Source organism: uncultured Maribacter sp. (assembly GCF_947495965.1).
Classification (GTDB): domain Bacteria; phylum Bacteroidota; class Bacteroidia; order Flavobacteriales; family Flavobacteriaceae; genus Maribacter_B.
In genome coordinates, this window is sequence record NZ_CANMBB010000004.1 from 145619 (window position 1) to 158717 (window position 13099).

The window sequence follows — 13099 nt, forward strand, 5'->3', positions numbered from 1 at the left end:
ATGAGCGAAAAACAAACATTTGGCGCCTTATTTGGTATTGCAATATTAGGTACCATAACCTTAGTGGTTACCAACGGAATGACCATATCAGGTATTGGTGTTTTTGATACTGCAATACTCGAAGAATTTGGATTAACCCGTTCTGAACTTAAGCTTCGAGGTTTAGTTAATTTGGTTGCCTCATCGGTCATTATGCCGTTTGTAGGTGCTACTATTGACCGTTTTGGCGTAAAAAAAATGCTTGTAATTGGTTTGTTATTTATTGCTAGTTTACTTTATTCTTATTCACTTGTACAAGCTGCCTGGCATATGTATGTTATACATTTTTTGTTTGCCTTTGCTGTTTCTGCAGCTGGTACTCTTGCGGTTATTATAATGGTTTCACAACGCATAAAAAGTAAAAGAGGAACCGCAATAGGTATAGCTTTAGCTGGTACTTCATTAGGTGGTGTTATTATTCCTCAAATAGGATTACGATTGTTTAATAATTTTGGATGGCGCGGGGCGTTTCAATGGGAGTCTATTGTACCAGTTTTAATAGCTATTGCAATTTTTATTCTTCTAAAACCTGTAAAATATAAGAATAAGAATGTTGATACAGCAGTTACAGATGAAGAAACCGGCCTTGTAGAGTTCACCATTAAGGATGCCATAAAAACACCTGTATTTTGGGCAATTTGTTTTGCAGGTATTTTTTGTTTTTATAGTATCCTTGGTATCATAGATAACTTGTTTTTGTATCTAAGTGAACTTAATTTTACTGCGGAAGAGGCTACAAATGCATTTAGTATCTTTTTTGCTATAATTCTTATTGCAAAACTGTCTTCTGGAGTTGCTACAGATTATATTAATGAGCACATGCTATTTAAAATTCAATTGTTGCTAATGATTTCTGGAGCAGCACTTTTAGCAGTAAACTCTGCAGACCTTATATGGCCATCTCTTATACTATTGGGACTAGGTTGGGGAGGTCTTTACACATTATTTAATTATATAATTATAACCACATTTGGTGTAAAATCTGCCGGGAAAATAGGGGGTCTTATCTCATTTTTTGAAGGAGTAGGCTCAGGTTTAGGAATGTGGTTAACTGCCGTAATTGCAGATGCTACAGGGTCTTATAGTATAAGTTTTTGGTTTATTGTTGGTTTGCTGTGTATAGCTTTAGCTATTTCGTTTTTTATTAAACCCATCGTTCCTGAAAGTAAAAGTATTCCGACTACATAAATGTTTTAATAAATAGGCAAGTAAGCCATAACTCTAAAACAACTTAAAATATGGCAAACAAAAATTCTTTTATAAAGATACTAGGAGTAGCTATTCTAGGAACAATTTTATTAATAGTATCTAATGGTTTAACCATATCGGGAATTACAATTTTTGACGAAGCAATTTTGACAGATTTGGATTGGACTAAATCCGAATTAAAATTTAGAGATTTTATTAATTTAGTATCTGCAGCTTTACTTGCTCCCTTTGTTGGTGCGGTAATAGATAAATACGGAGCAAAACGATTAATGATAATTGGTTTGCTTGTAATCTCTGCAATGCTATACCTTTATTCTAAGATAGCGTTTACCTGGCACGTATACTTAATTCATTTTGTTTTTGCAATTGCACTCTCTGGTGCAGGAGCTCTTGCAGTCTTGATAATGGTTTCAAAACGTGTTACTGAAAAAAGAGGAATAGCTATAGGAATAGCATTAGCAGGAACTTCTGCAGGGGGTATTATTATTCCTCAAATAGGAATTCCGTTATTAAAGAATTTTGGTTGGCGTACTGCATTTCAGTACGAGGCTTTACTACCTATTTTAGTAGCACTACTATTATTTATTTTTATAAAACCTGTTAAGTTTAAAGAGAAAACAAGTACAGATACTTCTGCAAAAGATAAAGAAACTGGGCTAATTGAAATTCAATTTAAAAAAGCGTTAAAAACACGTGTTTTTTGGGCTATTTGTATCGTAGGGGCATGTTGCTTTTATAGTATAATGGGACTAATAACAAATCTTTTTCTATACTTGAGGGAGCAAGATTTTTCAGTGGTCTCTGCAGGAAATACGTTAAGTGTTTTCTTTATGATTATTTTGGGTTCTAAATTGGTATCTGGTACCATTGCAGAATACATAAATGAACATAAGCTTTTTAAAATTCAGGTGTCTTTAATGGCTTTAGGAGCTTTGTGTATTGCCCTTGATTCTCCTGTTTTAGTATGGCCTGCCTTAATATTATATGCCTTAGGCTGGGGAGGTCTTTACACTATAATTAACTATATTATTATTACCACATTTGGTGTTAAATCTGCAGGTAAAATAGGAGGGATAATAGCAGCTTTTAAAGGCCTTGGAGCTGGCTTAGGAGCTTGGATGACAGGTTTAATATCGGACCAAACAGGTTCTTATAGTATGAGTTTTTGGGTGGTAGTAATTATACTTTGTATAGCAATTTCTGTTTCCTTTTTTATAAAACCAATTATTGCTGTTCAAGAAACAGAAAAAGTAACTTCTTAATTTTTGTCCCTATGTTATTAGATATTTTAAAAAATAGAAAACCAGAAAATGTAATTACAGAAACTGAATATGATTATGTTAGACTTAGTGCTAACGAGAACCCTTTAGGTCCTTCTAAAAAAGTTAGAAAAGCTATGATAGATGCTCTTGATAAAGGGTGTCGTTACCCTTATGAAGAAACAGAAGCATTGGCAGAACTTATTTCAAGAAAAGAAGGGGTTTCTAGAGCACATATAGTTATTTGCGTGGGTTCCTCTGAGGGTTTAAATGCTACGGGGTTAACATATGGAGTTAATGGTGGAGAAATTATAACCGCGGATCCTGTATATGATTTTTTAATGACTTATGCAGAGCGTTTTGGTGCTTTTATTAATAAAGTACCGCTAACCAAAGATATGCGTCATGATTTAGCCGAAATGAAGAGAAGAATTACCAGCCGTACTTCTTTGGTTTTTGTTTGCAATCCTAATAATCCAACAGGGGATCTAATTCCAAAAGAGGAGTTGTTAGATTTCTTTACTTCGGTATCGGAAAAAACAACAGTATTTTCAGATGAAGCTTATTGTGACTATATAACAGAGCCAGATTATCCTTCCATGATTGAACTAGTTAAAGAAGGTAAAAATGTAATTGTGTCTAAGTCTTTTTCTAAAGTGTATGCACTTGCGGGTCTTAGAATGGGCTATTTAGTTGCTAGGCCAGATATTGCAGCAAGAATTAGAAAAAATATAATGGCAAGGCCAAATATGATGGCAATAGCAGCAATAAAAGCATCTTATGAAGATGAAGAGTTTTATGCAAAAAGTCTTGCTTATAACATGGAATGTAAACAGTATGTATATAAAATACTAGAAGAGCTTAACCTTTATTATATTCCCTCGCATACCAATTTTATTTTCTTTAATTCCGGCATAGATATTAGAGAGCTTCGCGTACAAATGAGGGATAAAGGAATAGCTATAGGACGCCCTTTTTTACCGCATACAAATTGGTGTCGTATAAGTATGGGAAACATGGAAGATATGATAAAATTTGGGGAGGCTTTAAAACAAGTTATAAATAGATAACCAATAGAATAATCCCTAAAAAAATAAGGCAATAAATAGCTTTTAAAAGCTATTTATTGCCTTATTTTATGTGTATAAGTAATTATTCTTCTTTAATTTGAACAATCATTTCTATTTCACATGCCCCATTAAAAGGAATTGCTGCCATACCCACGGCAGACCTGGCATGTAAACCTCGTTCACCAAAAACTTCAAACATTAAATCAGAAAATCCATTCATCACTTTGGATTGATCTGTGAAATTAGGGTCAGAATTTACCATTCCCAATACTTTTACAATTTTCTCTACTTTATTTAAGTCTCCCAAATACAATTTTAAAGTAGATAAATGATTAACGCCAACAAGTCGAGCGGCATCATAGCCTTCTTCAACAGTTAAATCTTTACCTAGTTTACCTTTGTAATTTTTGGTTTTAGAGAAAGGCAAATTTCCAGATAAATATAGCATGTTGCCACTTTTTACAGCTAATGATATTTTAAAAGTTTTAGGTTCTTTAGGCTCGGTTAATTCTATTCCTAGCTCATTTAATCGTTCTTCTATATCATAATCATACAAATCATTTATAGAAGAGTCTTGGGCATTAGAAAATGTTACTCCCACAAAAAATAATAACAAGATGGCGTTTTTCATAAATTTTAATTTACTGTTTAATATTAGTTGCAATAGTTTTATTGTTTCTAGACCATTCGCTCCAAGAACCAACATAAAGATTAGGAATTTCAAGATTTGCATGGGCCATTGCTAAAAGGGTATGACAAGCTGTAACTCCAGAACCGCAATGTACTGTTACATTTTCCATAGGTTTTGATCCTATTATTTTTTCATATTTTTCTTTTAAAATAGAAGGTTCTAGGTATAGCCCGTTTTCATCTAAATTAGTGCTGGTAAAAGGAATATTGGTTGCTCCAGGAATATGTCCGGCAATTAAATCTATTGGTTCTACTTCTCCGTTATACCGTTCTTTTGCTCTAACATCTATTACAAGATAATCGTTGTCTTGAGAAATTTTCTCTACCTCGTTCATTGTTTTCATTGGTAGCTTCCAGTTAGCTATAGAATAAGGAGCTACTTTGGCAGGTGTTTCTTTGCCAGAACTAGTAGGGTAACCAACTCTTAAAGCTTCTTTTAAGCCACCATTTAATACTTGTACTTTTTCGTGACCAATAGCAGTTAGCATCCACCATAATCGGGCAGAAGCAATAGCAGCACTTTTATCATCATAAATTACAATATGATTATCTGGAGAAATACCTAAATTGGTTAATATTTTTGAGAACTTTTCTATACTTGGTAATGGGTGTCTTCCACCATTTGCAAGATTTTCTTTTATATCAGACAAGTCGTTGTTTAAGTGTACATGTAAGGCACCTTTTAAATGGTTTTCTAAATAGATTGTCTTAATGTCTTTTCCCATTCTAGTATCTATGAGTACTAAATTGTTGTCATGACGAATGGTTAAAAGTTCTTCTGCGGAAATAAGTGGTTTTATCGTTTTGTTGCTCATAGCGTAATTATTCTTTTAAAATTTCATATAGTAAAATAAGGTGCCCATCAAAGTCTATAAAAGCTTGTTCTAAATAAGATTCACCATCTGTAGTATCTTTGCGAAGGTCTAATGTTTTTAACCCTAAAGAAGTAACTTTAGATATCCTATTTTTTAAATCATCTACTTGTAAAACTAAAACAGCCATTCTAGGGCCTTTTTGTTCTGGTAGTTTATATTCTTTTACCTCAGTAAGAGCAAAAGTTCGTTTTTGGGTAGGACTATCTAAAGCACAAAAAGAAACCTGTGCATTTTTTGGTAAGTTAAATACAGGGTAGGAGTAGGAGTCATCTTCCGATTTTTTAATATAGTTAACAGAGAACCCTAAAACATCTCTATAAATGGATAAGGATTTTTTTAAATCTGCAACTAACAGTGTAGCTCTTTTAAACTGTATTGGCATAACAAAAGGATTATATTTTCTCCATCAATTGGTATAGAACTATTAAGTGTCCATCAAAATCTACAAATGCTTGTTCTATAAAAGTTGCATAATCGTTTTCATCTGTTTTAATATCGGTAGTTTTTAGTCCCAAGGCTTTTATTTTAGAAATAACTTGTGCTAAGTCATCTACCTTAATTACAGAAGCAGTCATATGTATGCCTTCTTGTTTTGGTAGAGGTACACCTTTAATTTCAGTTAGCGCAAATGTTCGCTCTTGGGTAGGACTATCCATGGTGGCAAAATTTAAATCGGCTTCATTTGGAATATTAAATACGGGATAAGAGAAAGAGTCTTTCTCAGAAGGTTGAATATAATTAATAGTGAAACCTAAAATGTCTCTATAAATGCTAAGAGAACGTTCTAAATCTGCAACACAAAGGGTAATTCTTTTATATAATAATGACATACTATTTTCTTTTAGTGAATATTTTTTAATTTGCTGTTTTAACTGGTACATAACGGCTAATACTATCTAATAGCGTTTTCATTTCTTCACCAGTTTTGGGTAATTTATATTTTTCTATATCCAAATGATTTATTGGAATTTCTTGACGGTATTGCTCAAAAACAGGTTTTACCATCTCTAGCGCATAATTAGGTATAGTTCTATCTTTTCTAAATGCAGCGATAGGAATTTTAGCTTCTACAATACCATCTTCTTCTTTACTTGGGTGTTTTGCTAAAATTTTACCGTGCGGACTTACAATAATAGATTCTCCTGCATTATAGCCCGTACTTACTGGAAGTGTGAAATTAGCCATGGCCGAATAAAAATCATTACTCCATGCTGTAAAAACAACATCTTCTTGCGCAAAAAGAGTAGCGGTTCTGAGCATTATTTCGGTACCACGCATAGCAAAAGCAGCAAAGATGAAAGGGTCAAATTGCACAGTACTTACAGCTATATTTCCATATTCAGTTTGTAGTACAGGAAACTCTTCTTCTATTCCATATTTTTTACGATACGCATCTCTAACCCCTTCTATGGTGGTTGTAGTAATTTCTTTGGTTTTGTATAAACGTTTTATGTTTCTAGATTTCCAAAACGTTTTTGCAATTTTCCCATCTCTACCCAATACAGTGTTTATACTAAGTATATGGTCTGGCCATGCTGCATCTCTAACATAACTGCCAAAAATAACATAACAATCACAAGACTTTGCAACTTTTCCCAGTCTTTTGGTTTCTGGCCCTGGAACTTCAATTGTAAAAGGCATTTTCTCTTGCCTAGTACCAGAAGAATAGCCCGTAAGTGGAAACTCATGAAATAAAATAATATCTGGTTTGCTGCCTTCGGTTTGTGCTTGGTTAGCAAGTTTTTCCATATATTTCATATTCTCTTCTAACCCTTCTTCAATAGAGTTAAAACTAGAAAGAGATTTTACACGAGTTTGCATTACCTTAATAACTATAGTGTCTTTTTCTAAAGGTACTTTGTTATAGGAGCCATCTGCTTTTACAAGAGTCGCTTTTTTGTCTTGCCTTTCTGTTGCAGTTTTTTCTTGATTAGAATTTGAGCAAGCATTTGTTATGAGAACAAGCATTGCTAGGAAAAATAATTTTTTAGACATTATGTTGTTCTTTAAGTAATTCAATAAATTCTAGCCAAACGCCGTCTGGCGTTCTTATAGAAAAAGCATTGACTTTGCCATATGGCTTTATCTCTAAAGTTTGTATAGGAGTATTTAATTTGCCTCCTTTTTCTACTATTTGTTTTGCATAAACTGCTGCATTTTTTACAGGAAACCGAAGCATTAAAATGCCCAGGTTAGGTGGTTGTGCTAATTTTGAGCAATCTTTTCCTTTTAGTTCTTTTGTTTCCAGTAACTCTATAGAACCAAAGTTTTTACCTTCTGGGTGAATAACACATACAGGAGCAGTTATATCTCCATTAATATTTGGGGGAATACCAATTACATTATTGCCATTACTGCGTTTATCTCCGGCAGATTCGAAGTAGAGTTTAAACCCTAAAATATCGGTAAAAAAAGAAAGGGTTTTTTTATAGTTTTTACAGATGGTTGTTGAGTTAAAAAAGCGACTAGTTTTTTCAAACTCAAAACCCTCTAATGGAGGATGAAATCTTTGCATAATAGCAATAGTTATTCCGTCTGGACCTTTTAGAAGTGCTTCTGCAACATCAAATTCTCCAAAGGTAAAGCGGTGTGGATCTGTAAACCCATTCCAGCCTTCGTTCTGAAAGTTGCGATACATAGTTTCCATGTCTTTTACTCTAGTGTTTACATCAAAAATTCCACCAGAATCCCAAATCTGAGCTCCTGAACGTATTTGTTCTTGCTCCACATTATGGAACTTTACTAAACGTAAAAAACCCTGTGAATCACCAGGTATGACAAGAAGTGTCTCCTCAATGTTTGCCTTATTGTTTAGCTGCCATAGCGTATTTAAGCTTTTATCGGCATAAGCTTGGTGGGCAATTTGCCAACCACAAACATTAACCAAAAAATCAACCCATTTTTTGATATTATAAACACTAAAAACGGCTTCCTGCCATCCTTTAAGATGAGAGTCTGAATCTTTAAAATGTAAATTATGCTTCAGCATTTGTTTTGGTTTTAATTATCCTATTAAATTGAGTAATTCTAGTGCTGTCCTTTCGCCAGATTCCATAGCGCCTTCCATACCTCTGTTCATAACCGCAGTATGTTCTCCTGCAAAATGAATTCTTCCTATAGGAGTAGCAAGATGGTTTGCGAAATCTGTGATTTGTCCAGGTTTCCAGTAAGCATATGCACCACCAGCATAAGGGTTACTTATCCAGGTCCAATAATAAACAAAATCTAGAGCACCTTTAAGACTTGGTCTCATTTCTTCTAGCGTTTTGGTGACAATAGCAATTGCATCTTCTTGTTTCATTTTGTCAACTTCAATAGCAACATTACTATTAAGGAAAGCTACACAACTAGTTACCTTGTCAGGGTTTTGCGGGTCATTTTTCATTGCCATAAATCTACCTGCTAAATTATCGCACCACATGCTTGGAGGTAAGCCATCTTCTTCCCAATATTTTTTCTTTGGAACAAAATGTAATTGTACAACTGGAGTATATTCTAAACCATTAAAGCCCCTTTTTTGGTTCTCTGTAGTGCTTAGAGGTATATTAATATGGCGTAAAGCTGAGGTTGGTAATGTTACTAAAGTGTAGGGTGCTCTTAGGGTACTGCCATTATTTAAAGTTACAGTTGTAGCATCTTCTTCTGAAGAAATACTTTTTACAGGGCTATTTAACATAATATCTTGCTTAAATGCTGCGCCCATAGCCTCTGGTAGTCGTTGGTTGCCTCCTACAATAGCTCCGCCTTTACCAGTAGAAGCTGTTTGTTGTCCTATCCATGTTAGTATTTGAAAATACATCATTATAGAAATGTTTTTTGCATCTACACCGTAACTTGAATTTGTTCCCATACATAGTTTTATAGCATCCTCTGAGAATCCTTTTTCCTTTAGTACCGAATAAACCGACTTATCCCAATCTTTATATTTAGAATCTCTCCAAGCTGCCAAATCATTTGCGGGTAGCGGATTAATTTTAGAGAACATAGGCCAAGTAGTATAGGCCGGCAAAGATTTTCTAAATCCTTCCGGTAAGGTATTAAGCGAGTTTTCTGACCATTTTTCTGGTAGTATAAAATTATTTTTAATATGATATATTAACTCTCCTTTTCGGGCTTCGGTTCTAGGACGGTCGGGCCCTATTTCAATAGTATATTTTTGTGCAGCATCTATAACTCTAGCATAACCAGCACCAATACCATTTGCACCCAATTCTGGATGTCCTGGTACATCTTTTTCATTGGCAGTATGTACGCGCCCACCAAGCCTGTTTGTTGCTTCTACAATTTTTACTTTAAAACCAGCACTTTCTAATATTAGTGCGGCATTTAAACCAGATAAGCCAGCGCCTATGATAATAACATCTGCATCAAGGTTCTTTTTATTGCCTGAAATACACGAATTTAATCCAAAATAGAAAGGAGCAGCAGCCAAAAGAAGACTACTTTTTTTTAGCATATCTCTACGGTCTATTTTTGTAGTGCTCTTGTTCTTTTTATTTTTCATTTTCATCCCACTTTAGTTCTTCTCCAAAAATGTCTGGTTGTTTTTCTTCTGTAGCAGCAATAAAATCTTTTGGTAAATCTTCTTTATTAAAGAAAGTACCTCCACTAGAAGTCCATATCATATGTCCTGGAGTGCCTTGCATTTTTAATATAGAAAGCCAAGAAGTTTCACTAGTCCAATGGTATTCGGATGGTATGTGAGTTAAAGACCTATCTGTTAAGTATTTTTTATCTACATCATAAGTATCTAAAGTCATTTCAGTACGCCAAGTTTGGCTCTTTTTTTCGAACCATTTTGTAAATGCATGGCGAGTAATATGAATTTTATCTCCTAACTCTGTAAATACTAGATTAAGTGGAGCGCCAAAAGCAGTACTTTCCATAGTAAAACTAGCATCTACTTCTGGACCATTCGGTGTCATTATACCTCCGCGAATCCCTGCTCTAAAAGCTGGGACTTCTACTTCTTTACCAGTATATGGGTTTATCATATTACTTAAAAAAGCATTTGTTTTAGGGTCTCTATAAAGTAACCAACCTTTAGATTTAGTTTCTATATCTCCGTTTTCTAATAAGCGCATAATTTTCATTCCGCAACCAGAATATCTAAATACTTCTTTGCCAAATACATTAAGGCTATCTGGTTTGTCTGGTCGTATACCAAAAACACGACCTTCGGAGTAAGAATAAGTCATTTTACCAGAAAGATCTCCCTGCATTTTTTCAAAGATTAGTAATTGATCTTTTGGACTATTAAGGTCATATGCAATTTCTTTTGAAGGTAATGACGTATCTATTTGTTCTTTGGGTTTGTTTTCTTTAGTAGAGCAACTTACAATTAAAATACAGGCCAATAGGCCCAATGTTAATTTATACGAAGACCTAATTTTTTGTAAATAAATCATGAGTTTTGTTTTTAGAGTTAATTATTTTCACATTCGCAAACAGCAGAAACCCAACCTAACTGAAATCCTATTTTTTTAGCTCTTGGTTCTGCAAAAGCTAAAGCAACTGATGCTTTTTGACCTTCTTCTTTAAGACGTAGAAAGAAAAAATTAGAATCTTCTAGTTTGTAAAAAGGGTATTCTTTATCTCTTAATTGAATATAATATGTTTTCCCATTTATAGGGTTTACCATAGAGGCTTTGCCTCCTTGGTTATGTACTTTTAAGTTTTTAAAACTTTTATCTTTTTCGCTTGGAGCATAGTAAGCTGTTTCAAAAAAAGAAACATCGCAATTGTAATAGCTTACTTTTTTCATTTTATGCGGTTCTGCATTAGGATGCCCTTTATGAAAGGAATCGTCTTTAACCAAAAAAGTGCGATCTACGCGCCAATATTGTTTTTCGGACAAGATAATATCATGTACAGAGTACCTTTTTTCTTTTCCTTTTCCAAATTGACAGGCTTTGCTCTCCATGCTTCCATGGTATTGATCTCCTTTTCTTTGAAATATTACATCACAACCATCTAATCCAAAAAGATTTTTTTTAGAAATAGTGTTTATCATAGTTTGGTGCGTGACAGAATCTAAAGCATATTTTGAAGCATCTTTTAGAAAATAAATTTTCATTGCAATACCAGGTTTCTCTTTTAAACTATGAAAAGAGACAAGTCTTTGCCTACTAATTTTTGTTTGGTCATTATCTAAGTATTCTTCCACATAAAAAACAAAGTTCCCAATGCTATCTGCTTTTACTCTTTTATGAATGGCATGCATTTGTTGGTGTTTCTCATTCTCTTTTCCCCACCAATCTCCACGAGCTTCTACCCACATTTGATCGTCATTATCAAATTCGCCTTCAAACCAATTTGCCAAAACTTCTAGGTCGCGTGTATTTGGGTCGCCTAAATCCAGGCTTGTATTAGGCGCAGCCACTGTTAGCTGTAAACCAAAGATTGCTAATAAAATAAAAGTAGTATAGAGTTTCATATAATTAGTTTTAAGCATTAAGTATAATGTCTAGAGCGGCTCTTTCTCCAGATTCAAAAGCACCTTCCATTCCTCTTTCCATAATGGCTGTATGTTCTCCACAGAAATGAATATTTCCGTGCGACTTACGCATGTGATTAGCAAACTTTTTTACTTGTCCAGGTTGCCAATACACCCAATCCCCAGCACCATGAACATCTCTTTCACAGGATTGGATAATTAACCGTTCTAAAGCTCCTTTTGTGGAAGGTCTCATTTCTGCTAACTTCATTTCTACATAATTAAAAACTTGCTCATCCGTCATTAATCTAAATTTATTAGATTCTGGACCGTTTATATATGCAATTGCTGCATCTGGATCTGTTTTGTTTCTTTTAGTACGCACTGCAAAACGTTCTAATGGGCCATCGGTCCACATATTAGCTTCCATACCATCTTTTTCCCAGAAAGGTTCTTTAACAAGAAAGTGTACTTGTACAGAAAGTCCATAGTCCATTTGGTCTATTGCTTCTTTGGTTATTCCAGAAATATGAGGTTCAAAAGTTACATTACGTAAAACAGAAATAGGAATACTACAAATTACCTGTTTTCCTTTATATTCACTACCATCGGCACAACTCACTTGTACAATACCATCTTCTTCTTTAAAACCAACTACGGTTTTACCTAAATGAGGTTCGTTTTTTAAGCTCCCGGCCATGGCTTCTGGTAGTAAGGAGTTTCCGCCTTTTACCATTTTCCAGTTTGTACCATCTGGAAAACTAATTTTACCACTACTAAAATGCATTACGTGGTAACGGCGTAGTTCGTTTATTGCAGAGGTTCTGTGCATTCCGCCAGAATGTATAACAACATTCATTAAGCGAATAGTTTCTTCATTAACCCCTTTAGATCTAAGGTATTGATCATGTGGAATATCATATTTATGAAATTCTGGTTCTAACCAGGCATCTAAAGGTTTTCCAGATAAAGGATTATCTCTGTGCGATATGGTAGAAAGAAAACGATGAGGTAATAAGGTTCTGTCTTCGCCCTCTAGTGGGTTTAACTTATGAGATTCCCAGTTTTTAGCATCTATATAGTTTCCTTTAATGTTATACAACCAAGGTCTATTATTGCCGCCTCCTTCGGGGTTATAAAATTCTAATCCAAGTTTGTTAACCGTACTAATCATACGGGCATAATTTGCTCCTATATATTCTCCTGCAGCTTCTGGTTTTCCTGGAACATCATTAAGGGTGTATACTCTACCTCCCAGACGTTTTCTTCCTTCTATTACCTGTACGTCATATCCAGATTCTTCTAAAAGCATTGCAGCATGTAAACCCGAAAGCCCGGCACCAACAACAATAATATCATGAGAAGCTTTAATAGGTTTATCTTTTATATGAATTGCAGGAGCTTTAGAAGAAGTTACCTCTTTCTTAGGATCCGGAGAACAACTTGCGGGTAGTATTAAACCTGCAGATGCACCGGCAATACCTTGAATGAATTTTCTTCTATTAGTTTTCATGACATTGT

Annotated in this window: 13 protein-coding genes; 3 read left to right on the top strand and 10 right to left on the bottom strand. The window is 34.4% G+C overall.

Annotation, left to right across the window (positions count from 1 at the left end; all coding sequences use genetic code 11):
• From Q0820_RS10130 to Q0820_RS10140, 3 genes are read left to right on the top strand one after another with little or no spacing between them, the layout of a single operon-like run.
• Positions 1-1227, top strand: coding sequence for an MFS transporter (locus Q0820_RS10130; protein WP_298487525.1), 1227 nt, complete (start codon positions 1-3; stop codon positions 1225-1227).
• A 50-nt stretch (positions 1228-1277) separates the two neighbouring features.
• Positions 1278-2510: an MFS transporter gene (locus Q0820_RS10135; protein WP_298487526.1), complete on the top strand. Its 1233-nt coding sequence runs from the start codon at positions 1278-1280 to the stop codon at positions 2508-2510.
• A gap of 11 nt (positions 2511-2521) precedes the next feature.
• Positions 2522-3577, top strand: coding sequence for a histidinol-phosphate transaminase (locus tag Q0820_RS10140; RefSeq protein WP_298487527.1), 1056 nt, complete (start codon positions 2522-2524; stop codon positions 3575-3577).
• Between the two features lie 82 nt (positions 3578-3659).
• On the opposite strand, the gene Q0820_RS10145 is transcribed toward Q0820_RS10140, so the two are convergent.
• Genes Q0820_RS10145 through Q0820_RS10190 form a run of 10 tightly spaced genes read right to left on the bottom strand, consistent with a single transcriptional unit; the run spans position 3660 to position 13091 of the window.
• Positions 3660-4208, bottom strand: coding sequence for a RidA family protein (locus Q0820_RS10145; protein WP_298487528.1), 549 nt, complete (start codon positions 4206-4208; stop codon positions 3660-3662).
• A gap of 10 nt (positions 4209-4218) precedes the next feature.
• Positions 4219-5082, bottom strand: coding sequence for a sulfurtransferase (locus Q0820_RS10150; protein ID WP_298487529.1), 864 nt, complete (start codon positions 5080-5082; stop codon positions 4219-4221).
• A gap of 7 nt (positions 5083-5089) precedes the next feature.
• Positions 5090-5524 carry a VOC family protein gene (locus Q0820_RS10155; protein ID WP_298487530.1) on the bottom strand — a complete coding sequence of 145 codons (435 nt, stop codon included), beginning with the start codon at positions 5522-5524 and terminating at the stop codon, positions 5090-5092.
• Positions 5525-5534: 10 nt separating this feature from the next.
• Positions 5535-5972: a VOC family protein gene (locus tag Q0820_RS10160; protein ID WP_298487531.1), complete on the bottom strand. Its 438-nt coding sequence runs from the start codon at positions 5970-5972 to the stop codon at positions 5535-5537.
• Positions 5973-5997: 25 nt separating this feature from the next.
• The gene (locus tag Q0820_RS10165) at positions 5998-7137 is read right to left on the bottom strand and encodes a carbon-nitrogen hydrolase family protein (protein WP_298487532.1); all 1140 of its coding nucleotides are present in this window, start codon (positions 7135-7137) and stop codon (positions 5998-6000) included.
• Positions 7130-8131: a VOC family protein gene (locus Q0820_RS10170; protein ID WP_298487533.1), complete on the bottom strand. Its 1002-nt coding sequence runs from the start codon at positions 8129-8131 to the stop codon at positions 7130-7132. Before Q0820_RS10170 ends, Q0820_RS10165 begins: the two co-directional genes overlap by 8 nt.
• A 15-nt stretch (positions 8132-8146) precedes the next feature.
• The gene (locus Q0820_RS10175) at positions 8147-9646 is read right to left on the bottom strand and encodes an NAD(P)/FAD-dependent oxidoreductase (RefSeq protein WP_298487534.1); all 1500 of its coding nucleotides are present in this window, start codon (positions 9644-9646) and stop codon (positions 8147-8149) included.
• Positions 9636-10550, bottom strand: coding sequence for a DUF1838 family protein (locus Q0820_RS10180; RefSeq protein WP_298487535.1), 915 nt, complete (start codon positions 10548-10550; stop codon positions 9636-9638). The genes Q0820_RS10175 and Q0820_RS10180 overlap by 11 nt, the downstream gene beginning before the upstream one ends.
• 17 nt (positions 10551-10567) lie before the next feature.
• On the bottom strand, positions 10568-11578 hold the full coding sequence (locus Q0820_RS10185; RefSeq protein ID WP_298487536.1) for a chromophore lyase CpcT/CpeT: 1011 nt from the start codon (positions 11576-11578) through the stop codon (positions 10568-10570).
• A 10-nt stretch (positions 11579-11588) separates the two neighbouring features.
• Entirely contained in the window at positions 11589-13091 is a 1503-nt protein-coding gene (locus Q0820_RS10190) for an FAD-dependent oxidoreductase (RefSeq protein WP_298487537.1), read from the bottom strand.
• Positions 13092-13099 lie beyond the last annotated feature (8 nt).

Bases quoted from the DNA above. Each gene is read 5' to 3' on its own strand.
- Q0820_RS10175 (WP_298487534.1), bottom strand. From the start codon at position 9,646: ATGAAAAATAAAAAGAACAAGAGCACTACAAAAATAGACCGTAGAGAT.
- Q0820_RS10155 (WP_298487530.1), bottom strand. From the start codon at position 5,524: ATGCCAATACAGTTTAAAAGAGCTACACTGTTAGTTGCAGATTTAAAA.
- Q0820_RS10150 (WP_298487529.1), bottom strand. From the start codon at position 5,082: ATGAGCAACAAAACGATAAAACCACTTATTTCCGCAGAAGAACTTTTA.
- Q0820_RS10140 (WP_298487527.1), top strand. From the start codon at position 2,522: ATGTTATTAGATATTTTAAAAAATAGAAAACCAGAAAATGTAATTACA.
- Q0820_RS10130 (WP_298487525.1), top strand. From the start codon at position 1: ATGAGCGAAAAACAAACATTTGGCGCCTTATTTGGTATTGCAATATTA.
- Q0820_RS10165 (WP_298487532.1), bottom strand. From the start codon at position 7,137: ATGTCTAAAAAATTATTTTTCCTAGCAATGCTTGTTCTCATAACAAAT.
- Q0820_RS10145 (WP_298487528.1), bottom strand. From the start codon at position 4,208: ATGAAAAACGCCATCTTGTTATTATTTTTTGTGGGAGTAACATTTTCT.
- Q0820_RS10135 (WP_298487526.1), top strand. From the start codon at position 1,278: ATGGCAAACAAAAATTCTTTTATAAAGATACTAGGAGTAGCTATTCTA.
- Q0820_RS10180 (WP_298487535.1), bottom strand. From the start codon at position 10,550: ATGATTTATTTACAAAAAATTAGGTCTTCGTATAAATTAACATTGGGC.
- Q0820_RS10160 (WP_298487531.1), bottom strand. From the start codon at position 5,972: ATGTCATTATTATATAAAAGAATTACCCTTTGTGTTGCAGATTTAGAA.
- Q0820_RS10190 (WP_298487537.1), bottom strand. From the start codon at position 13,091: ATGAAAACTAATAGAAGAAAATTCATTCAAGGTATTGCCGGTGCATCT.
- Q0820_RS10170 (WP_298487533.1), bottom strand. From the start codon at position 8,131: ATGCTGAAGCATAATTTACATTTTAAAGATTCAGACTCTCATCTTAAA.
- Q0820_RS10185 (WP_298487536.1), bottom strand. From the start codon at position 11,578: ATGAAACTCTATACTACTTTTATTTTATTAGCAATCTTTGGTTTACAG.